Here is a 21,638-nt window from a genome sequence, read left to right as displayed (position 1 = left end):
AATGCGGTTTAGTTTGCCCGCCTGGAAATAAAGCGGCGATCGAAGAAACCATTCAGACTTTTCTGGAAATGCCGATTTCCCGATTGGCCAGTATGTCCGACGCTGCGCGCGTGGCCGCGCAAGATTTTATCTGGTCTAATATCGCGAAAGAAATTATGAATAGCGTGGAACTGGGTGCGTCTTAAGTTTTCGATTGAGTGCCAGGAAACGATTTAAAATACCAGGAAATAAGCTTTTCCCACGCGTCGGCGAGGAAGACGCCGCGCACTTTCTATCTTTATCCGTCGCTAGCGATACGCATTTTGGACCTCTGTAATGATGACCGCTCCCCCAAAAATCGACCCCGCCCGCATCAAGAGTTTTATCCGTCGCCAAGGCCGGGCGACCGCCGGCCAAAAGTTAGCCTTGGAAAGCCATTGGGAAAAATACTGTCTGTCCCCCGATGCCGAATTTAACGCTGAGCAGGCTTTTGGCCGGGCCGCGCCGCTGATTGTCGAAATCGGTTTTGGCAATGGCGACAGCTTGGCGGAAATGGCGGCGGCCAATCCGGACTTGAATTATCTCGGTATTGAAGTACACAAGCCCGGTGTTGGGCATTTGCTGATGTTGCTGGAACAACGCGGCATCGCGAATGTGCGGATTTATCACCACGATGCGATCGAAGTGCTGGAACGGAAGATACCGGACCATGGCGTGGCCGGCGTGCATCTGTTTTTTCCCGATCCCTGGCATAAACGTCGCCACCATAAGCGGCGCATCGTACGGCCGAGCTTTTTAACGTTGCTGAATCAGAAATTGGCGATCGGCGCTTACTTCCATGCCGCGACCGATTGGCGGGAATACGCAAAAGACATGCTGGCGACGCTGTCGGCCGATGCCGGGTTGAAAAACGCCAGCCCGACCGGGGATTATTGCCCGCGTCCGGACTATCGACCGCTGACCAAGTTCGAGAACCGCGGCCTAAGGCTAGGCCACGGGGTTTGGGACTTAATCTTTACCAAAATCTAACTCTAGCGGCTGTCGCTAATTAGGTCGACCACGGTTTTGCCGCCGGAAATCACCAAATCCGGATATTCCAGCAATTTCAAATTTTCGGTCGGATCGCCGCGCACCGCGATCAAATCGGCCGGCGCCCCCGGCATTAAACTGCCGAGCAAGGCTTGGTTCAGATGTAAACCGGCCTTGGAGGTTGCGGTACGCAACACTTCCAGCGCATCCATGCCGGCCAGGTGCCGCAGGTACAGCAATTCCTGGGCGTCTATGCCCCAGGGAATGTCGGGATGGGCAATTTCCGCCCCGTACAAAAACTCGCCGCCCAGCGCCGCGAAGCGGCTGGCATTTTTTGAGACGCCGGCGCACTGCGACAAGGTATCTATCGTCGATACCATTTTGACGCCCTGCGCGACCGCGCGCCGTAGTTGGGCCTCTGGCAGCTCGACGCAAGGCGTGTGCGCCCATTCGTCGACGCCGGCTTCCAGCGCAATTTGGGCGCCGCGCGGTTCGGCCAAATGAGCCGTGACTTTCCGATTCAACGCGTGCGCTTCGGTAACGATGGCTTTGACAACGCTCGGCGGCAACATCGGCCAGGACTTAGCCGGAGCCGCCGAGTGAGCCTGGTCGTGTTGGTGCGCGTGTCCGTGCGCATGATGGTTCGACCAGGGGGCGCCGGCCTCGCCGCCGGGCTCCAGCGCCACTTTGATCACGACCGCGCCGCCGGCAACCAATTCACGGACCGTCGTTCGTGCCTGTTGCTCGTCGGCGACCGAAATGGCGATGTCGGCCTCGCCGAGACTGGGAATCGGATAACCGGCCGGCGCGGTGATGATTGGTCCCGAGGTCATTAGCCGCAGACGGCCGTCGCCGCCGTAGGGTTGATGTAGAGGGCCGCCGACGTCGCGGACCGTGGTGATGCCGTGGCGCAGCACCGTGTCGGCCGGCACGTGTCGATAACTGAGATGGGCGTGCAGCTCGATCAGTCCCGGCAACAGCGTGGCGTCGCCCAGTTCCAGGATCTTGGCGCCGGCGGCGGCTAGGGTTTCCGCGCTCTCCAGTTTAGCGATCCGGCCTTGTTCAATCAGAACCGCCGCATGGGTATGCACGGTATAGCCGTCGAAAATCCGGGCGGCGCGAATCAACAAGGCTTGATCGGCATTGGCGGTCGGTGCCGTCAATCCGATGACCAGTACAGTGGTCAGCGAAACAGTGCGTAGGGAAAATCCGGTGGTTGCGGTCATCGAATCAGGCAGCGGTGGTGAATGGGATTGAGCCCTGGCATCGAACCAGATGTCCGGTTCGGCGGGCGGGAACGAACTGAAGGGCGACCGGCATGGTTCTTAGAAGCTGGCGGCGATACCGACTTGGCCCCAGATGCCCGGCATTTCATAGCCTGGACGATAGACGTAGCGTTTGTCGAACAAGTTTTCGACGCTGACGAATACTTCGCCCTTCTTACCCAGCTCGGAGACGGGCAACGCCAGCCGGGTGTTCGCGACCGTAAAGGCTTCGACGCGCTGGGTATTCACGTCGCTGACGTTGCGACCGCGATTCAACGCCCAGGTGCGCGATTGGTATTGCAAATCGAACGAGAAGCGCAACGGTCCGATCGGGCCGTTGATGCCTGCGGTCACCGCTTGTTCCGGCGTGTACGGCAGATTCTCGATGCTTGGATTGAGCAGGGTCAGGCCGGCGAACAAGCTCCAGTCGGCGATCAGCTCCTGTTTGATCGAGGCTTCCAGACCGCGCATCCAGTAAGCGCCGTAGTTAAGATAAGCCCCTTGGCTGACATCGAACACATAGCGGTTTTTGACGTTGTCGATAAAAAAGCTCAAATCGATTTGGGTGGACTTAAACGGCGATGCCTTCAGGCCGACTTCGGCGTGATCGACGCTTTCGGGTGCCAGACCTTGCCAGCCTTGCGGCGAGAAGCTGAAGAACGGCACGTTGGACAAGGCGCCGGAGTTGGCGGCGGCGTCGATGCCCGGATAATTGACGCCGTTGGACACGTTGCCGAACACGGTCAGGTTTTCGGAAACCAGCGACAAGCCGGCATGCGGCGAAACCTTGGAGGCATAGTGACTGTGGTCGTAAAAACGCACGCCGATCGAAGGTACCAGGGTCCACTCCTTGTTCAGCACCAGATCGTGGCTTAGCGCGACGTAAGGCGTGGTCAAGCGGAAGGTCGGCGTCGCGAATTGGTAAATTTGGGCGTCGGAGCCGGGAACCAGATTGTTGACCTTGCCGTTCAGCCATTCGTTGTCGATGCCGGCCAACAAGGTACCGCCCTGCCAAGGTGAAAATTGCTCCTTCCAGCGGAAGCCGTCCATGCTGTATTGCGACATCAGGTTGGAGCGGGCGCGCGGCGCGGACGCAAACGGCGCTCCGGTCCAGCCGGCCCAGTAAGTGCCTTGATTCAGCCAATTGCCGTCGCCGCCGTTATGGTACAGCGTGAATTTGCCTTGCCAGCTGCCGTGTTGATGGCTCAGGCTGGCGGCCACCATGCCGGCCACCGTATCGTATTCGCCAATTGGCGGCGTCACCCCGTATTGGCCGGGATCGCCGGCCCGGTTGTCGGCGTACAAAAAGGTCACATCCGAGCGCCAATTGGCGTTGAATTGATAACCGGCCTTGCCCAGTACGTTGCGCAATTCACCGTAGCCGTTGTCTCTGTGGCCGTCCGACTTGGCGTAGCCTTGCGCCAACGAAAAGTCGAAGTCGCCGTATTTGCCCTGCACGTCGGCTTGTTCGATGATCGTGCCGAAAAAGCCGCCCGACAGGCGGCCGCTGCCGTGCAGGCCGTCTTCGACCGCGCTCTTGGTCCGCAGATTGATCGACCCGAAGTTGTTGCCGTTGACGTGCGGTTGCGGGCCCTTGTAGACCGTGATCGAATGCATGCCGTTGACCGGCAGCAAGTCGAGCAAGGGGTGGTTCCAGGTCGCCATATACATCGGAATGTCGTCGATGTAGGTTTTGATCTCGCTGCCGGGGCGGCCGGCGCCTTGGCCGCGAATCGCCACCGCGCCGCCCTGGTCGCCGCCGAACGCGCCGACCGGGTTGTAGCGGGAAATCTGCACGCCCGGCGTGCGCTTTAGCGCCGAGGCGATATCGACGGCGTTCTGGTCGCGAATCTGGTCTTCGGTGGTGACAGCCGACACGTTGGAAAACTCGTCAACGTGGTTCTCTTCAATGATGGGATCGGCGATGACCTCGGTGTCGTTTAATTCCTCGGGCCTTTGATCGGCAAATGCCGTCGTGCTGATTAGCGATTGGCTAAGTGCTAAAAACAGGGTTTTGCGTAGAATGGCGGGAGTATGCATGGCGTGTTCCGAACAAAAAAACAATCTCCCAATATAGTCGGCCGATGAATGCCGGTTTTATGCAAAACGGTATTTTTTATATTAAAAACGGAGTCTTTAATTTAGTCCGGGATATGGCGTGCTTTAAATAAAATATTAAGTTAAATAACATAGATATTAATATTTTTCCGATTGGATTGAGTCTATTTTTTCGACGAACGCGCCTCTGGAAATACTGGCGTATAAATTGCTGATATTCGGAATTGGCCCTAGTGCAATTGCCTTATGAACCGCATCGCTTACCCCTCCGCTTTCTGGCGCATCGATAGCCAGGATTTGCCGGCCGATTTTTCGGCGGAGGATAACTGCGCGCTCAGCCGCTTGCCGGACAATCTCGGGCAAGGCACTTCCAGCGTATATGCCTTGGCGCCCGCGTTGAACTACATCGAAACCCGTTACCGGCCCAGTCGCGACCTCGCGGTTTGGGCGCGTACCGACGTTGCGGAGCCGCGCATGGTGGTGACTTTGGCGCTGCAAGGGCAGTCGCGCTATACGCCCAATCAGGGTGAAAGCATTGTATTTCGCGAGGGTTATACGTCGGTGACGATTTTTAACTCGTCCGAAGGTGTCAGGGAATACGCGGCGGATCAAGTGGTCACCCAATTGCGTTTCGCGGTCAACATGACTTGGTTGGCTCAGACCTTCGGCGCGGACAGGTTGCCGACCTTGTTCGAGCCGAGCGCTCGCACCCGGCAAGTCAGCCTCAGGCCGATTTCCAGCGCCGGATTGACCGCGGCGCAGGCCTTGTTGCGTTGCCCGGTGTCGTCGCCCACCAAATCCCTGTTTCGGCAAGGTCAGGCTTTGGCGATACTCGCAACCGAATTGGACCACTTGTTTGGCGATGTTCCCGACGTGTCGGGGGGCGGCCTGCGCGATCGGGACGTCGCCCATCAGGCGCGCGACATTTTGCACGCCGAATTTGTCGCCCCGCCGACCGTCGAGGAACTGGCGCGTCGGCTAGCCACCAATCCCTGCAAGCTCAAGCAGTTGTTCCATCGCTATTTCGAAACGACGCCTTACGGCATGTTGCTGGAGATTCGGATGCGCGAAGCGCACCGCTTGCTGGAGGCCGGCCGGCAGCCGATAGGTTTGATTGCCGAGTCGGTCGGCTACCATCATGCCAGTAATTTCAGCACCGCCTTCACGCGCTATTTCGGTTATCCGCCGAAACGCATAGCCAAGCGCGACTAAGGCATCACCACAATAAATCGTCGGGGATTTGATACGCGGCGTAAGGATCGTCCTCCGCCGGCACGTCCTGAGTGGCTTCGTTCAAAACCACGATAGGGGCGGCGTCTCTGGCCTGTATTTTTCGGGCGACTTCGGCCGGCACGATCTCATAGCGATTGTCCAGGCGGACGATGCCGGCCCGGCCGTTGATCAGGGCCGTTCGCACCTTGTCGGCGACATGCACCGACTTCACCTTGCCGTCGTCGGTGAAGTTGTAGGCCGCGCCGTCCGGGTGTTGGGCGATGCGGTTCATTTCGACGATTTGCCGGATCTGGGCGGCGAGCGCTTTTTGCTCTTCGGCCAGCTTGCGCTGGCGGTTCAGTTCCCGATCACGCTCGATTTGCTGTTGCCGTTGCTGTTCGGCGCTCAGCTTAATCTCGTCGATGATTTCCACCCCGTTGTTGCGTTTCAGCTTGTCTTGCTTGCGTTTTTCGGCCTTCACTTCGCGAGCCTTGGCGTCGTTGGCCAAGCCGGATTTCAGCAGTTGGGCTTGCAGCGGATTGAGTTGCGGTTTTTTCATGGTTTCAGGCGTCTGCTTTCATTAAATAAAGGGCGCTGCGTTTCAATCGATCGTTGCCTCGGACAGTGCGGCGATCGGGGGGGGGGCCAAGGCAGGGCGTCGCGGTAGCTGTAGCGTTTGGCGTTTTCCAACGCACGGCCCATGCCAGCCTGCCGGAGAAAGGCGCGAATCCTATGATGCCGGGTTGGCCGCGCATCCCGGTCATTTTGCCGGGCAAGCATACCAGACTGTCAACGTCCCAGCAGCTTGCCGCTGGCATAACGTTGCCACCAGGACAACGGTTTGGTCAACGGAGTGGGACAGCGGTCGTAACCTTGATATTCGATGCCGCGAAACACGTCGCCGCGCAGCCATTGGTACGCAGCCGGCGCGCTTTGTTGCAAGCGTTCCGGAATCAGCACGTACTGGGCGACCAGTTCCGCCAGCTTTTCCTGAACGTTGCCGTCGTAACGGCCGTCGTTGACCTCGGCCAGAAACTCGAAGGCTTCAAACCATTTCGACGGCCACAGCGCCAATTTGGCGTCGGCGATGATTTTTAGGGTTTGTTCGTCGTTGGAAATCTTGCGGTATTTGTAAAAAAAATACAGGTCGTCCTCGCCGTTCCAGAAATGGAAGTTATCGATGGTATGGGCGATTTCGTGGACCACGATGGGCAAGCGAAAATCCACCAGATATTCGACGCCGATGTCGCGATAGACCGAGCCTTCCTTGCCGTTGTCGAAGGCCTTGACCGTGAACACGATCAGATTCTGGCCGCTGAATACCTGCGCTACCGTTTGCGAACGAAAGCCGATGCCCGGCACCAGGGTCAGCGGGTGGGTATGGTCGGCCTGCCAGATGCTGGTGTCGTAGTCTTCCTGGTAGGCGTCGCGGATCAAGGCTTGCAACGCGGTCGGCTGACCGGCGATTTCCTGCTCGAGTTTTTCGACCGGCTTGGCCTTGCTGATCGTCCGCCGTAAAAATGCCGGAATCTTGCGGATGGCTTTTTCGAAGACCCGTAAATGATCGGCGCTAAACGGCTTGATCAAATAATTGGGGTCTTCGGCGTGCTTGACGACGGTCTTGGTGTCGTAAAACAGCGCCAGCGCCCGCCACGCCGCTTCGCGGTCGCCCCAGTACTTCTCCAGCACGCATAAGTCGCCGCCGGGTTGACCGGCGCAGGCCGCGCGGTAGCCGGTCAAATCGTCCAGACGTTCCGGGTTTTTGTGGTCGGTCAACACCGCCACGGCCTGACCGCGCAAATCGGGATGTCCGGCTTCGTAAAATTGAATAACGTCGGCCAGCCGCTCGATCGGCAGGAACTGCTGCTCGCTGGTCGCGCATAACAGTTCGTTAGTCTGCGACAGCGTGAAGAAACGGCTCTGAAACAGCGGTTGAGCCGCCGACGCGGCCGCGTTACAGCCAATCAGCCAGAGCAGAGTGGGGAAGGCAGTTTTCGGTAAACGGGCCAATCGTTTACTTGTCCAGGCCCAGCGAGTCCCAGACTTGTTCCATAGTGCTCAACTCCTTGTAGTTGGCGACCGGCGCGCCGTTGGGGTAGTTCATTTGGTAGACGCGTTCGGCGTCGGCGGCCAGATCGTCCATGCCGAGTTTTCGGTAGCCGTCCTGCATGATTTGCAGCGCGAACGGTACCGCCGGCGTGCGTTGGTATTCCTTGACCACGTGGTTGGCGCGATTGACGGCGGCGACGTAAGCCTTGCGGCGCATGTAAAAGTCGGCGACGTGAATTTCGTACATCGCCATGTTGTTGCGCAAGGCCACCATCCGCAGTTTGGCGTCCTCGACATATTGACTGTTGGGAAAGCGCCGGATCAATTCCTGGAAATTATCATAGGCATCCTTGGCGTTGCCGGGATCGCGCTGCGACGAATCGGTCGGCAAAAAGCGGTCGATGAAACCGATCCCGCGGTTATAGTTGATCAGGCCTTTCAGATAATAGGCGTAATCGACATGCGGATTGCGCGGGTGTATCTTGATGAAGCGGTCGGCCGCCGCGATCGCCGCTTCTGGATCGTCGTTCTTATAATAGGCGTAAGCGACGTTGAGCTGGGCCTGCGCGGCGTAATCGCCGAACGGATAACGGGCTTCCAGGGCCTCGTACAAGGTCACGGCCTTTTGGTAGTTCTTGTTGTCCAGCGCTTCCTTGGCTTTTTCGTGGAAGGTTTTGTCGTCCCAGCCGGCGTATTCTTCTTCCTGCGATTTATCCTTGTTACTCGAGAAGGCTTCCAGCGTCTCGCAGCCCGGCAGCGAGCCGACCAGGGCGGCGACAAAAACGGTTTTTACTAAAAGAAGTCGCATGCGTTTATCAACACGTTGTAATATTGCAGGTTTTTTGCAGCTTTTGGCGGCCTAATGCCGCGAGTATAACTTAAAAACGACTATGACGATATTGACGGCTAGAGTTCCCGAAGAACTGGCGGGTATGCGCTTGGACCAGTGTCTGGCGGAGATTTTTCCGGATTACTCGCGCAGCAAATTGCAAACCTGGATCAAGGCCGGCCGGGTACTGGTGGACGGCGAGGTGCTGAAGGGGCGCGAAAAGCTGGATGGCGGCGAGGAGGTCGAACTGGATGCCGAAGCCGAGATCGTTATCGAAGATAACGCCGAAGACATTCCATTGGACATCGTGCACGAAGACGATTCGCTGCTGATCGTCAACAAGCCCGCGGGACTGGTCGTGCATCCGGCGGTCGGCAACTGGAGTGGCACGCTGGTCAACGCCTTGTTGCATCACGAACCGAACCTGGCCGTGTTGCCGCGCGCCGGCATCGTGCATCGTATCGACAAGGACACCAGCGGTCTGTTGATGATCGCCAAGACCTTGCAAGCCCATAACAGTCTGGTCGAGCAATTGCAGGAGCGCAGTATCGAGCGCGAATATCTGGCGTTGGTGAAGGGTTGGATGACCGCCGGCGGCACCGTCGACGAACCGATTGGCCGCCATCCGGTCGACCGCAAGCGCAACGCGGTGCGCCGCGACGGCAAGGAAGCGATCACGCATTATCGGCTCGAGCAGCGCTTCAAGCGCCACACGCTGATCCGGGTCAAGCTGGAAACCGGCCGCACCCACCAGATTCGGGTGCACATGGCGCACATCAATTACCCGCTGGTTGGCGATCAAATCTACGGCGGCCGCTTCCAAATGCCGGCCGAATGCAATCCGGAACTGGCCGAAGCCCTGCGCCGCTTCAAGCGCCAAGCCCTGCACGCCGCCAAGTTGGGTTTGGAGCACCCGGAAACCGGCGAATATTGCGAATGGTCGGTGGCGATGCCGGACGACCTGCAAAATCTGCTGAAACTGTTGGCCGAGAATGAGCTGGATCAGGCCTGATTGGCCGCTGCCGGCAGGCGTGCGCGCCGCCGTCACGCTGCGGAGCGGTGGAGTCAGCGTCGGTGGTTATGCCAGTTTTAATCTGGCCGGCCATGTCGGCGACGATCCGGCCGCCGTCGCCGCCAACCGGGCGATCATCCGCGACATGTTGCAATTGCCGGCCGAGCCGGTTTGGCTGCGACAGGTCCATGGCGTGGTCGTCGTCAAGGCCGGCGAAGTCGAGAGTGTCCCGGAAGCCGACGCCAGCTTCACCGATCGCGACGCGACCGTTTGCGCGGTAGTGACCGCCGACTGCCTGCCGGTGTTGTTCTGCGGCGACGACGGCCGGGTTATCGCCGCCGCCCATGCCGGCTGGCGGGGTCTGCGGGCCGGCGTCGTCAAGCAAACCCTGGCGGCCATGAACTGTTCCGAAGTCACGGTTTGGCTCGGCCCGGCGATCGGGCCGGCCCACTTCGAGGTCGGCGACGACGTTCGCGATGCCTTTTTAGCCGACGACATCGGCAGCGCGGCGGCGTTTACCGGGCGCGGCAACGGCAAGTGGTTGGCGGATATATATCAACTGGCCCGCCGCCAACTGGCGGAGCTGGGCGTCGGCCGGGTCTACGGCGGCGACTATTGCACCTACGCCGATGCCGGCCGGTTTTATTCCTACCGCCGCGACGGCGCCGCGACCGGCCGGATGGCCAGTCTGATCTGGAGAGAGTCTTGAACACGCTGTTGTTGATCGTGATTTTTACCGCCATCGGCGGCGTGCTCAGCGTGTTGGCGGCTAGCGTGTTTTTGTTGTTGCCTGAGCGCGCTCGCCAGCAAGTGCTGCCGCACGGCATCAGTTTCGCGATCGGCGCATTGCTGACCGGCGCATTCTGCGGCCTGATTCCGCACGCCTTCGAGGATGTGGCGCGGCAAGACATTGCCGGATTGTCGGCCACCATTCTGGCCGGCATCCTCGGGTTTTTTACGTTGGAAAAGCTGTTGGTGTGGCGCCACTGCCATTCCCACGCCTGCGAAGCGCACGGCGAAGATTCGCGCGACGACCACGGCCACGATCATCCGGCCGGCGAAGACCACGGCCGCCGCGTGGCAGGCATGTTTATCATCCTGGGCGACGGCATTCATAATTTCGTCGACGGGGTGTTGATCGGCGCGGCGTTTCTGACCGACCCTCAGCTCGGCATCGTCACCAGTCTGGCCGTGGCCGCGCATGAAATTCCGCAGGAAGTCGGCGACTTCGCCATCCTGTTGCACAGCGGTTATACCCGCCGTAAAGCCTTGTTCTACAACATGCTGGCCAGCCTGACCACCGTGATCGGCGGGATACTGGCGTATGTCAGCCTGGGCGATCTGCATCAAATCCTGCCGTATTTTTTGACGCTGGCCGCGTCCAGTTTCATTTACATCGCGGTTGCCGATCTGATTCCGTCACTGCATCGCAAGACCGACAGCAAGGCCTCGCTGCAGCAAATCGGCTTCATCCTGGCCGGCGTGGTGTTGATCCTGGCGATGCAAAACATCGCTCATCGCTTCGAAGCCAAAATGGTTGTTAAGCCGGTCGCGGCGGGCGCGGAGCACTCGGACTAGCGGCCGAACCGGCTGCTTTAAACCGGTGGGTCCAACGCAAACGCGGTTTTGTCCACCACCCGGCGCAACACGAAACTGGAATGCACGCCACTGACGCCGGGAATGCCGGTGATGCGTTTCAGCAATAATTCCTGGTAAGCGTCCAGATCCTTGACCGCGACCTTGAGCTGGTAATCGGCGGCCTGGCCGGTAATCAACAGACACTCCATCACCTCCGGAATCTCGGCGACGGCCGCCTCGAAAGCGGCAAAGCGCTCCGGCGTGTGCCGATCCATCGAAATCTGCACCAACGCGGTCAGACTCAAGCCCAAAGCCTTGGCATCCAATAGCGCCCGGTAGCCGACGATCAGGCCGGCTTCCTCCAGCGCCCGTACCCGGCGCAGACAAGGCGACGGCGACAGGCCGATGCGGTCGGCCAGTTCCTGATTGCTGATCCGGCCGTCGGCTTGCAGCACGGTCAAAATTTGCCGATCGTAGCGGTCGAGTTCCATAAATTGCCTATATCGCGTTAATCAAAGCAATAAATTTAATTAAAAAGACATTTTTAGGCAATATTAATTTAATTCTGCCGCCAATCTTCGCTATAAACGCAATCGCCTGTCTGCCGGTTCGGCGTATCGTATCACCAACTCGAATACAGGAGACCGACCATGCTAGCCAACCCTTCCATGAAATACCGGCCGTTTCCGCCGCTGGCGTTGCCGGACCGGCAGTGGCCGAACCGGGCCATAGCTCAAGCCCCGATCTGGATGAGCACCGATTTGCGCGACGGCAACCAGGCCTTGTTCGAGCCGATGAACGCGGCACGTAAACTCCGCTTGTTCGAAACCTTGTGCGGCATCGGCTTCAAGCAAATCGAAGTGGCGTTTCCGTCCGCCTCGCAAACCGATTTCGACTTCGTCCGCCAATTGATCAGCGAACAGCGGGTTCCCGACGACGCGACGATAGAAGTGCTGAGCCATGCCCGCGCGCCGTTGTTGCGCCGCACTGTCGAAAGCTTGCGCGGCGCCCGCGGCGCGATCGTGCATATCGTCAACGCCACCTCGCAACCGTTCCGCGAGCTGGTATTGGGCATGAGCAAGGCCCAAGTGCTGGCGATGGCGGTCGACGCGGTGCGCTTGGTCAAGGAATTGACCGCCGTGCAACCCGCTACCGACTGGCAGTTGCAGTACAGCCTGGAAACCTTCACCGCCACCGAACTGGATTACGCGCTGGAAGTGGCCGACGCCGTCGTCGAAGCCTGGGGTGCGACGCCGGAAAACAAGCTCATTTTGAATCTGCCGTCGTCGGTGGAACACGCGACGCCGAACGTCTACGCCGACCAGATCGAATGGATGCATCGCCGCATCGCCCGCCGCGACAGCGTGGTGTTGAGCGTGCATCCGCACAACGACCGCGGCACTGCGGTGGCAGCCGCCGAACTGGCGTTGATGGCCGGTGCCGAGCGGGTCGAAGGCTGTTTGTTCGGCAACGGCGAACGCACCGGCAACGTCGACTTAGTAACCTTGGCCTTGAATTTGTACACCCAGGGCATTGCGCCGGGTCTGGATTTTTCCGACATCGACGCGGTCGCGCGCAGTTTCGAGGCTTGCACCGGCTTGAGCGTACCGCCGCGCCAGCCTTATGCCGGCGATTTGGTGTTCACCGCATTCTCCGGCTCGCACCAGGATGCGATCAAGAAAGGCTTTGCCGCGCAAACCGCGAACGCACTGTGGAACGTGCCTTATCTGCCGTTCGATCCGGCCGACGTCGGCCGCGGTTACGATGCGGTGATTCGGGTCAACAGCCAATCCGGCAAGGGCGGCATCGCTCATTTACTGGAAAGTCATTACGGCATCGTCTTGCCGCGCCGCTTGCAGGTCGAATTTGCTCAAGTGGTGCAGCAACAGGCCGATGCCGGCGGCGGCGAGATCGGCCATGCGCAAATCTGGCGCTTGTTCAACGCGACTTATTTGGCGGATGCTGGGCCGCTCCGTTACCTCGGCCACCGTTTAGCCGAAATCGATGGCGGCCAACGGATCGAATTGGAACTGCAATGGTGCGGCGCAACGCGCTGTGTGGCCGGCGACGGCAACGGTCCGCTGGATGCGGCGGTCGCCGCGTTGGCGGTTCTGGATTACGCTGTGACCATCCGCAGTTACGAAGAACGCTCGCTCGGTCCCAGCCGCCACGGCGGCGATGCCCGCGCCTGCGCCTTCGTCGAACTGGCCGGGCCGGATGGCCAGCCGGCGCGTTACGGCGTCGGCATCGACGATAATTTGCTGACGGCGTCGATCAAGGCGCTGATCAGCGGCGTCAATCGCTCGGCCGAATAGTTTGCCAGGCCGGATGGCGTTCGATTGCGGCCAGGGCCTCGGCCAGCAAGCCGATCCCTGGCTCGGTCCGATGCCAGGTCGAGGCGCCGGACGGGTGCGGCAGTGGGATCAGGTCGGCAGCGTGGCCGTAGGCGTCGATTCGAAATTGCCGGCCGATAACGTTGCTGAGTTTGTCGGCCTTCAGCCATTGCTGGATCGCCAGTTTGCCGACCGGAATAATCAATTGCGGTTGCAATAACTCGATTTCGGCGCGTAGCCACGCCGAGCAGTTTTCGATTTCGGCAGGGTTCGGCACCCGGTCGCCGCCGCCGGCCTGCTTGCCGGGGAAGCAGCGGCACACCGCCGCCATGTACACCCGTTGCCGGAATGGCTCTTCGTCCAGGCCCAATCGGGCGAACCAGCCGAACAGCGTCTTGCCGGCGGTCCAGGCGAACGGCTTGCCGAACTGGCCTTCCTTGCCGCCGGGCGCCTGACCGATCAGCAGCACTTTCGACATCACCGGCTGGCAGCAAACCACCGGACCGACCATGTCCGGACAGCGCCGGCAGGCCAGCAAGGCGGCCCGATGCTGGTGCAGCGCGCTCAAGCCAATTGAATGTCGATGCCGACCGGGCAGTGGTCGGAGCCGGTAATCTCCGGCAGGATGAAGGCGCTTTGGATGCTGGGGACCAAACTTTCGCTGGCCAGCAGATAATCGATCCGCCAACCGATGTTCTTTTCGCGGGCGTTGGCGCGGTAACTCCACCAACTGTACCCCTCTTGCTCCGGATGGAAATGGCGGAAGCTGTCGACCAGGCCGCGCGCCAGAATACTGTCGAAGCCGTCGATCTCGGCCTGGGTGTAGCCGGCCGATTTGTTGTAATTGGCCTTGGGCCGGGCGATGTCGATGGCTTGGTGGGCGACGTTGAAATCGCCGCCGACGATCACCGGTTTGCGGCTTTGCAGATCGGCCAGATAGTCGCCGAAGGCCTGGTCCCAGGTTTGCCGGTAATCCAGCCGGGACAGGCCGTCGCCGGAATTTGGTACATACACGTTCACCACGTAAAACCCTTCGTATTCGGCGGCGATGACTCGGCCTTCCAGGTCGTGGTCGGTTTGGCCGATGTCGCGCAGAATTTGCAACGGCTCCTGCCGGCACAGCAGCGCGACGCCGGAATAACCCTTGCGCTCGGCCGAGTTGGCGTGGACGTGGTAACCGTCGATGCCGTTCAGCGCCTGCGCCACCTGGTCTTCCTGAGCCTTGGTTTCTTGCAGCAAGATGCAGTCGGCGTCGATTCGAGCCAGGGTTTCGGCAAAACCTTTGCCTTGCACGGCGCGGATGCCGTTGACGTTCCAGGAGACGATTTTCATCGGTAAATAGCCGGGAGGGTTGAGGACCGGCCTATTTTAAGGGCAGCGGCGGGCGGAAGCCAGGCTGAAGTGGCGGCTGGTCTCGCTCTCGCCTGCTCCAAGCCGAGCCGGCGCGGCTGGGCGGGGCGATTCAAGCCACTTGGTTCAAGCTAGGCTCGGTCGATTCGAGTCGCTTGTAAAACGCCACGCATGTTTATTTTTTATCCGAAGCTGGTCGGATGGGTCGGTTTGGATTAATATTAGAAAAGCATAATATTCGGATGTAGTGTTGCACAAATGTTTGTCGTAACAGCGCTCACAACCCCTGCTGGCCGCCACGGGGCGCGGCCCAGCTTGTCGGCCTAAGAGTCGCGTTAGTGCGTCTAATTGTCGCGGGGGAGGTTTTTGAGTGAAATTACTTTAAATTCGTGTGGAAATGCGCCGGTAATCGGCTAACGTTAGACCAAGGCAGCTTTGGCGGTCCGGTTGTTTTCGCTGCCATCGGGTGGCCAGTGAGGACCGCTTTATACCAACCGTTCGGGAACTACGCGGACGTGTCGTCCGAAATCCATCTTCCAGCGTGGATTTCAACGCGTTTTAACGCGAGATAGCCACGGTTCCCCGACCTAGAGACAAGGACCAGATCATGAACACTCCAGTTTATCCATCTCCCGTTCAATACGATTCGCAAGATAAGCCCCGGCTGAGACTATTCCCGTCCGCGCTGGGCATCGCGCTCGGCTTGTTACCGCTTGGCTCGGTGGCGGCGGAAACCGGCGACGAATCCGCGCTGCCCGGCGAGACCGTGCTCGAACAAATCATCGTCACCGACAAATTTCCTAGCGTCAGAGCTTTGAACGCCTCGGAAATGGAAGCCGACATCGTCACCAGCAAGCGCGCCGCGATCAGCGATACCGCGAAGTTGTTGGAGGATACGCCCGGCGTCAGCCTGTACGGTGCCGGCGGCGTGTCCAGCTTGCCGGCGATTCACGGCTTGAACGACGATAGGGTCAAGATCGACATCAACGGCATGACGTTGACAGCCGCTTGCGCCAACCACATGAATCCGCCGCTGTCCTACATCGACCGCAGCAATATCGGCAAAATCACGATTCTGACCGGAATTTCGCCGGTCAGCCTGGGCGGAGACAGTCTGGGCGGGACCATTTCGGTGAAAACCCCGGACCCGGTGTTTGCCGAACCGGGCAAGGACATTTTGCTGGAAGGCAGCGCCTCGGCGTTCTACCGCAGCAACGGCGATGCGTTCGGCGGCAGCATCGCCGCCGCGGTGGCCAACGACCACGCCCGTCTGGAGTACACCGGCTCGCACACCGAGAGCATGAATTACAACGACGGCAACGGCAACATCGTCAGTTCGACGGCCTACGAGAACCAGAACCACTCGGCGGCGCTGTCGTTCAAGTTCGACAAGCATCTGGTCGTGATTCGCGGCGGCCAGCAGCATATTCCGTTTCAAGGCTTTCCCAACCAGCGGATGGATTTGACCAACAACGACAGCATCTTCGGCAACATCAGCCATAAGGGCGAGTTCGATTGGGGCACGCTGGAAAGCCGGTTTTACTACGAAAGCACCCAGCACAGCATGGACATCGGCGAAGACAAGCACAACCGCTTTCTGGACGGCAGCGTCTCCGGCGGCGCCTTCGCGCCGCCCAACGACCGGATGCCGATGGAAACTCGCGGACGCAACCTGGGATACAAAATCCTGGCCGAAATTCCGTTCAACCGGCGCGACACCTTTCGGGTCGGCAACGAGTTTCACGGCAATAAAATCAACGACTATTGGCCGGCCGTGCACGGAAATACCGCGATCGCCGCGAACAACAACGACGCCCGTAGCGCGTATTGGATGATGGCGCCGGAAGCGATGCTGAACATCCACAACGGCGTGCGCGACCGGGTCGGCTTTTTCGGCGAATGGGAAGCGCGTTGGGACGATCATTGGAAGAGCTTGCTGGGCCTGCGTTACGACCACACCAACATCAATACCGAAAACGTCCAGCCCTACAACCCCGATCTACTGAATACCGGGCCGGCGCAGACGATAGACCGGGCCGGCGCGGTGACCGCTTTGAACGCGGCGAACGCCTTCAATGCCCGCGACAAGGAACGCAATTTCGACACCTACGACATCACCGCGTTGCTGCAATACACTCACAACGATACCAGCCAGTTCGAATTCGGCTACGCCCGCAAAAACCGGATGCCGAATATGTACGAGCTTTACACCTGGGGACCGCGCAAAATGGACATGGCGATGATAGGCTGGTTCGGCGACGGCAACGGCTACATCGGCAACCTGAATCTGACCGAGGAAACCGCCCACACCGTCAGTCTGACCGCCGCCTTCCACGAACCGGAAAACAATCTGTGGGAAGTCAGCGCCACGCCCTACATCAGCTACGTCAACAACTTCATCGACGCCGACCGTTGTTCCGGCACGCCGGGAACCTCGGCCGGCTGTGGTCCGACCCCGCAAACCGCCACCAACAGCTTCGTCTACCTGAAGTTCGCCAACCACGACGCCCGCCTGTGGGGCGTGGACGTATCCGGCCGTACCCGTTTGTACAAAGACAACACGGTCGGCGAATTCGCCACCCACGCCACGATGAGTTATGTGCGTGGCGAGCGCATGGACGGCGGCAATCTTTATCACATCATGCCGTTCAACATGAAATTGAGCCTGGATCACCGGCTGAAAAGCTGGCAAAGCGCGATCGAAATGCAGTTTGTGGACGGCAAGGACGACGTGCAGGCGATCCGCAACGAAACCACCACGCCGGCCTACATTCTGTTGAATGCCCGCACCGGTTACGAATGGGGCAAGGTCCGCTTCGACATTGGTTTGGATAACGTGCTGGATAAGCAATATTACCAACCGCTGGCCGGCAGCTACTTGGGTGATCGTTACGGCATGAATCCGACCGCCGCGTCCAACGTCACGGTGCCGTGGGGCCGCAACGTGGCCGGACTGGGTCGCTCTGCCTTCGTCGGCGTGACGATCCGCTACTGACCAAGGCACCAGCCAGTCGCGGCGGCGGTCGGGCGGGTATTATGAGTGTTTAGTTAAGAATCGGGCTTGGGCTTAAATCCGGACTAGCCAACCGTTATACTGGCGGCCACTCCGGCCATCTGGGATAACCCGCAAATGACACCCGTAAAAGCATTGATTTTGTCCAGCCTGACCGCCTGTTTGTTGGCGGCCTGTTCGTTCTCCGACAGTTCGAAAAGCTCGTCGGACAGCTCCGGCAGCGTATCCGATCTGGCATCCAGCCCGGTCAGCTCCAGTTCGGACTCGTCGCGTACCGACCAGGAAAAGTTCGAAGACTCGGTTGCCGACTACACCGCCGAATTCGTGGTCGGTTCGTCCGGCTCGCTGGACACTTTCCGCGCCCACGTCGGCGAGCTGGCCGACAAATACGGCATCAGCAACTGGGAGGCCGACCGCCACAGCTATCTGGGCATAGGCCGTGGCTTGAAAAAAGCCGATCTCGGCAAGCCGCAAATCTCCGCGTTCACCGAAAGCCTGAGCGGTAAGGACCCGATGAAGAAACAGGCGATCGAAGACGGGATGAAAAAATAAACCGCCGCAAGCTTGGGTTAAACCAGCGTCGCCGCCGAAGCTGGGCGGCGGCGCTGATCTGCTTGGCGATCGCGGCGCCGGTGGCGGCGAGCGAGTTCGAATTTCTGTACATCGAGGCCAACGAAGGCAGCGCCAGCGGCGGCCATGCCGCGATTCGCCTGGACGAGGCGGTCTATCATTTTCAGCACGTCGAACCGGGCTGGCTGCGCCTGTACCGCGACGATTTCGCCGCCTTCCGCTTTGCCTACGGCTTTCAGGAAAACCGGGCGATTTACCGCCACCGCATCGCGGTATCCGAGGCGTTTTTCCAGGCCTTGCGGCAAGCCTTCAATCGTATTCAATTGATACAGACCCAGCATTTCCACCACTTGCGCGCGCTGGCGGCCGACCGCGATTTGCTGCAAGGATTGCTGGAACCCGAGGCCGAGCCGACCTTGTCCTTGAAGGCCTTGGGCTATTTTCTGGCGCGTTACCGGCCGGCCCAGGCGATAGCAACGGAGCGGCCCAGCCCGCGTTTGGCCGCGTTGCGGCAACGGGCGGCGGACCGCTACGGCGCCGATTTTTTAGGCGCCAAACGGCGGCGGATTCGCGAACAATTGCACGAACTGACGCCGGCCCGGCCCGCGCCAAATCCGCCTATCTCGGCCGAACGCTTCGAGGTCGGCGAACTGAGTTTCGGGCAACGTTACGCACACCAACTGCTGAATCTGGCCGCGCTCGACGTGCTGCAAGCCGGTCTGGCGCCGCTTCCGGAGACCCTGTTGCAAGCAGGTTTGCCGGAATTCGCGTTGAGCCCGCCGCAAATCCGCGCCTTGGCCCGCTTTCGGGAAAGTCTGGTCGCCGACCTGCTGACCATGCTGGACAGCCAGCGGCCGGATTGGGGTTATCCGCTGCTGGTCGGCATGGCCCGGCTGCACGCGCTGGATGCCAGTATCGAGGCCGGCGAACTGACCGTGCTGGATCGCAGCTTTCAGCGGGAATCCGCGCCGGCCTTGGCCGAAGCGGATTTGCCGGCCGCTTTGCAATATGGCCGGGCCTTGTTTACCGCCGCCAGCCGCCGCTTGGCGGACGGCGACACGCTGGACGAACGCGGCTACGCCGAAGTCGAACGCGGCGCCACGGCTCTGCTGCAAGTGGCGGTGCCGTTGCGGCAAACGCCGTCCAAGTCGTTGGCGGAACTGACCGCCACGCCGACCAAGCCCGCCGCCGCCGAATTGTTGAGTTCGCCGCTGGCGCCGGCAACGCTGGCCGCCGAACTGGCGCTGGCCGAGCAGCGGTTAAACGAATACCGCGCGCAACTGACCGAGTTGTACCGCTACGACTTGTTCGGCCGCAATTGCGTGACCGAGCTGTTTCGGGTAATCAACGCCACGGTCGGCCGTGCCGGCGGCGCCGAGTCGGCCGAGGCGCTGGCCGCCGCCTCGCGAATGCTGCTGGGTGGCTATTTGGACGAAAGCGGCGTCAACCGGATTCCGTTTGCGGCTTACGACAGCGTTGGCGCCAGTTACCGGGTGGTTGCCAGCGACCGCCTGCCGCCGTATCGCGAACGCCAACTGCGCCGGCAATACCAAACCGAGCCGGCCTGGCGGGTGGCGTTACGCGAATCCAACGTGCTGACCGCGACAAGCTATGCGTGGCATCGCGACGACGCGGCCTTCGTGTTTTTTACCCAGGACGCGGTCTGGCCCCGGCCCTTGCAAGCCGGCTTCAATCTGGCCGCCGCCGGCGGACAGGCTGCGCTCGGCTTGCTGAGCTGGCCCTGGGACGGCGGTCGCCATCTGCTCGGGGGCATCAAGGGCGCCGCCGTCAGCCTGCCGGAATTGGCGTTTTTCAACATCCGCAAAGGCTCGTTTCCCGGCTTGTTGCCGGATGCGGACGCACTCGCCGACGCGGCGGAGTAAAGGGATGAGCCCAAAAACAGCCGTTGGGCGCTGAAAAATCCCGCCCGCCCTTCGACAGTCATCAGAGATGAACGGCTTTTTTATTCACCCGTTGCGTGAGTGTATTGCGAGCCGTCCATGCTTGGGCGTTGCTCCCGGCAACTGCTCCGCGCCGCCCTACCTTCCGCGTCCTGGCCGAACGCGAACGGCCGGCAATACGCGGCAACTGTTCTTTTTAGCATGAGTCGTTCGACCCGCCGCGGTTTGCGTCGAACAGCCGGTTTGGCTGGTTATTCGCAACTGCCGTCATAGGCGCACGAGATATAGCACTCGGCCGGCGTGCCCAGGCTGGTGTAATCCGGAACTCCGTCGATCGTACACTCCACGCCGTATATCCAGCCGTTAGCCCCATCGATATAGACCTCGCCGCCGTCGTTTTCGCAACGGGTCGCCACATACTTGGCGGCGCGGGCCAAATTGTAATCGGCGGAATCGCGGCAACCGGGTAGCCAAGTGGCGCCCCCGCCCCCCCAGCCACCAAAGCCGCCACCCCAGCCGCCCCAGTCGCCGAAAATACCGCCACCGTCGCAGCTATCGAATTCCGGCGGGCACCAACCATTGCTTTCCATGGCCATGCCAACTGGGCTAATCAAGAGTAAGGACAATATCCCGCCAGTTAATCTGTTCATCGTGATACCTCGTCAAACGCAAAATTTGGGTTTTAGGGACAGATGACCGTTGCAGCGCGCCGGTCGTCCTCGCGAGCCGGAGGTTGAAGCCCGCTCCGTCAGCGGCCTGGTCACGCAAGGTAGGGTATAAGCTGAGGTCCGGAGCCGTCTGTGAACTATTCACGCGATCGGCCGTTGTAGTTGGCGAAGCTGGCGTTTTGGCTGAACCAGCGCTGCGGTAAACCTTGCCGCTGCCTGAAAAAAGCGCGGCGGGGCCGAGCTTTGGCTGGGCGGTAAACCGATCGGGCAGCTGAGACTTGGGCTAGAATGCGTCCATTCGAATCCGGGAATTTCCAGCGTAATGGCCACCGACCCCGCCCCCAAACGTTTTCGCATCGCCTTTTCGTTCGCCGGCGAAAAACGCGACTTCGTCGAACAGACCGCGCGGATTTTGGCGGAGAAGTTTGGGGAAGAGCAAATCCTGTATGACGAATATCATGAGGAAGAATTTAGTCGGGCAAGACTCGGGCGTTACCTACCTAGGTTCTATCACGATCAGACCGATTTGGTTGTCGTTGTTATTTGCCGGGATTATTTGCTGAAAGAATGGCCTGGATTGGAATGGGACGCCATATTCGATCTGATAAAGAAGCGTCGTGACGATGAAGTCATGCTGACCCGGTTTGATCGCGCGGAAGTTGCCGAACTGTACGATGCGGGTTACACAGAGCTTGATGATAAATCAGCCGAGCAATTCGCCTTTAAGATTTTAAGACGTTTGGCGTTCAACGAAGGCAAGCCCAAAGATCATTACACCAAAGACCTAAATTT

At 59.9% G+C, this 21,638-nt stretch carries 20 protein-coding genes; 11 read left to right on the top strand and 9 right to left on the bottom strand.

What is annotated here, in order from left to right:
- Window positions 1-185 (top strand): glycosyltransferase (locus tag AC3B8H_RS07245; RefSeq protein ID WP_488440932.1); only part of this gene is annotated, 185 nt, incomplete at its 5' end.
- A 133-nt stretch (window positions 186-318) separates the two neighbouring features.
- The gene (gene trmB / locus AC3B8H_RS07240) at window positions 319-1,008 is read left to right on the top strand and encodes a tRNA (guanosine(46)-N7)-methyltransferase TrmB (RefSeq protein ID WP_488440931.1); all 690 of its coding nucleotides are present in this window, start codon (window positions 319-321) and stop codon (window positions 1,006-1,008) included.
- A 2-nt stretch (window positions 1,009-1,010) separates the two neighbouring features.
- On the opposite strand, the gene AC3B8H_RS07235 is transcribed toward trmB, so the two are convergent.
- Entirely contained in the window at window positions 1,011-2,234 is a 1,224-nt protein-coding gene (locus tag AC3B8H_RS07235) for an amidohydrolase family protein (RefSeq protein ID WP_488440930.1), read from the bottom strand.
- A 99-nt stretch (window positions 2,235-2,333) separates the two neighbouring features.
- Window positions 2,334-4,313, bottom strand: a complete 1,980-nt coding sequence (locus AC3B8H_RS07230; protein WP_488440929.1) for a TonB-dependent receptor — start codon at window positions 4,311-4,313, stop codon at window positions 2,334-2,336.
- A gap of 264 nt (window positions 4,314-4,577) precedes the next feature.
- Here AC3B8H_RS07230 and AC3B8H_RS07225 point away from each other — a divergent pair, with 264 nt between their 5' ends.
- Window positions 4,578-5,543, top strand: coding sequence for a helix-turn-helix transcriptional regulator (locus tag AC3B8H_RS07225; protein WP_488440928.1), 966 nt, complete (start codon window positions 4,578-4,580; stop codon window positions 5,541-5,543).
- 4 nt (window positions 5,544-5,547) lie between these two features.
- Here AC3B8H_RS07225 and AC3B8H_RS07220 read toward each other — a convergent pair whose 3' ends face one another.
- The 3 genes from AC3B8H_RS07220 to AC3B8H_RS07210 all read right to left on the bottom strand — a co-directional run bounded on the left by AC3B8H_RS07220 (window position 5,548) and on the right by AC3B8H_RS07210 (window position 8,400).
- Window positions 5,548-6,102, bottom strand: coding sequence for a DUF2058 domain-containing protein (locus AC3B8H_RS07220; RefSeq protein WP_488440927.1), 555 nt, complete (start codon window positions 6,100-6,102; stop codon window positions 5,548-5,550).
- A 230-nt stretch (window positions 6,103-6,332) separates the two neighbouring features.
- A complete protein-coding gene (locus AC3B8H_RS07215) occupies window positions 6,333-7,553 on the bottom strand; it encodes a hypothetical protein (protein WP_488440926.1) in 1,221 nt (406 codons plus the stop codon).
- A gap of 4 nt (window positions 7,554-7,557) precedes the next feature.
- Window positions 7,558-8,400: an outer membrane protein assembly factor BamD gene (locus AC3B8H_RS07210; RefSeq protein WP_488440925.1), complete on the bottom strand. Its 843-nt coding sequence runs from the start codon at window positions 8,398-8,400 to the stop codon at window positions 7,558-7,560.
- Window positions 8,401-8,482: 82 nt separating this feature from the next.
- Here AC3B8H_RS07210 and rluD point away from each other — a divergent pair, with 82 nt between their 5' ends.
- The 3 genes from rluD to AC3B8H_RS07195 are packed head-to-tail and all read left to right on the top strand — an operon-like array spanning window position 8,483 to window position 11,011.
- Window positions 8,483-9,433, top strand: a complete 951-nt coding sequence (gene rluD / locus AC3B8H_RS07205; protein WP_488440924.1) for a 23S rRNA pseudouridine(1911/1915/1917) synthase RluD — start codon at window positions 8,483-8,485, stop codon at window positions 9,431-9,433.
- Window positions 9,414-10,142 (top strand): peptidoglycan editing factor PgeF, encoded by a 729-nt coding sequence (gene pgeF / locus AC3B8H_RS07200; RefSeq protein WP_488440923.1) that lies wholly within the window; start codon window positions 9,414-9,416, stop codon window positions 10,140-10,142. The genes rluD and pgeF overlap by 20 nt, the downstream gene beginning before the upstream one ends.
- Window positions 10,139-11,011: a ZIP family metal transporter gene (locus AC3B8H_RS07195; RefSeq protein ID WP_488440922.1), complete on the top strand. Its 873-nt coding sequence runs from the start codon at window positions 10,139-10,141 to the stop codon at window positions 11,009-11,011. Before pgeF ends, AC3B8H_RS07195 begins: the two co-directional genes overlap by 4 nt.
- 17 nt (window positions 11,012-11,028) lie before the next feature.
- Here the strand turns inward: AC3B8H_RS07195 and AC3B8H_RS07190 are convergent, their stop codons facing one another.
- Window positions 11,029-11,502, bottom strand: a complete 474-nt coding sequence (locus AC3B8H_RS07190; RefSeq protein WP_488440921.1) for an Lrp/AsnC family transcriptional regulator — start codon at window positions 11,500-11,502, stop codon at window positions 11,029-11,031.
- A 159-nt stretch (window positions 11,503-11,661) separates the two neighbouring features.
- Here AC3B8H_RS07190 and leuA point away from each other — a divergent pair, with 159 nt between their 5' ends.
- Window positions 11,662-13,326, top strand: a complete 1,665-nt coding sequence (leuA, locus tag AC3B8H_RS07185; RefSeq protein WP_488440920.1) for a 2-isopropylmalate synthase — start codon at window positions 11,662-11,664, stop codon at window positions 13,324-13,326.
- On the opposite strand, the gene AC3B8H_RS07180 is transcribed toward leuA, so the two are convergent.
- Together AC3B8H_RS07180 and AC3B8H_RS07175 are read right to left on the bottom strand one after the other, a co-directional pair.
- Entirely contained in the window at window positions 13,307-13,855 is a 549-nt protein-coding gene (locus AC3B8H_RS07180; RefSeq protein ID WP_488440933.1) for a uracil-DNA glycosylase family protein, read from the bottom strand. The two genes, leuA and AC3B8H_RS07180, sit on opposite strands and share 20 nt — an antisense overlap.
- Before the next feature lie 53 nt (window positions 13,856-13,908).
- Entirely contained in the window at window positions 13,909-14,676 is a 768-nt protein-coding gene (locus AC3B8H_RS07175; RefSeq protein ID WP_488440919.1) for an exodeoxyribonuclease III, read from the bottom strand.
- A 625-nt stretch (window positions 14,677-15,301) separates the two neighbouring features.
- On the opposite strand from AC3B8H_RS07175, the gene AC3B8H_RS07170 reads away from it, so the two are divergent.
- The 3 genes from AC3B8H_RS07170 to AC3B8H_RS07160 all read left to right on the top strand — a co-directional run bounded on the left by AC3B8H_RS07170 (window position 15,302) and on the right by AC3B8H_RS07160 (window position 20,160).
- Window positions 15,302-17,689 (top strand): TonB-dependent receptor plug domain-containing protein, encoded by a 2,388-nt coding sequence (locus AC3B8H_RS07170; RefSeq protein WP_488440918.1) that lies wholly within the window; start codon window positions 15,302-15,304, stop codon window positions 17,687-17,689.
- Window positions 17,690-17,824: 135 nt separating this feature from the next.
- Window positions 17,825-18,259 carry a putative lipoprotein gene (locus AC3B8H_RS07165; RefSeq protein WP_488440917.1) on the top strand — a complete coding sequence of 145 codons (435 nt, stop codon included), beginning with the start codon at window positions 17,825-17,827 and terminating at the stop codon, window positions 18,257-18,259.
- Between the two features lie 62 nt (window positions 18,260-18,321).
- Complete coding sequence (locus AC3B8H_RS07160) at window positions 18,322-20,160, top strand: hypothetical protein (RefSeq protein WP_488440916.1); 1,839 nt, start codon at window positions 18,322-18,324, stop codon at window positions 20,158-20,160.
- Window positions 20,161-20,429: 269 nt separating this feature from the next.
- Here the strand turns inward: AC3B8H_RS07160 and AC3B8H_RS07155 are convergent, their stop codons facing one another.
- A complete protein-coding gene (locus tag AC3B8H_RS07155; protein ID WP_488440915.1) occupies window positions 20,430-20,828 on the bottom strand; it encodes a hypothetical protein in 399 nt (132 codons plus the stop codon).
- A gap of 340 nt (window positions 20,829-21,168) precedes the next feature.
- Between AC3B8H_RS07155 and AC3B8H_RS07150 the strand changes: the two genes are divergently transcribed.
- On the top strand, window positions 21,169-21,638 hold a 470-nt coding region (locus AC3B8H_RS07150), incomplete at its 3' end, for a hypothetical protein (RefSeq protein ID WP_488440914.1).

This window comes from Methylomonas sp. BG-2 (genome assembly GCF_057766305.1).
This window is presented reverse-complemented; position numbering and strand designations above follow the sequence as displayed.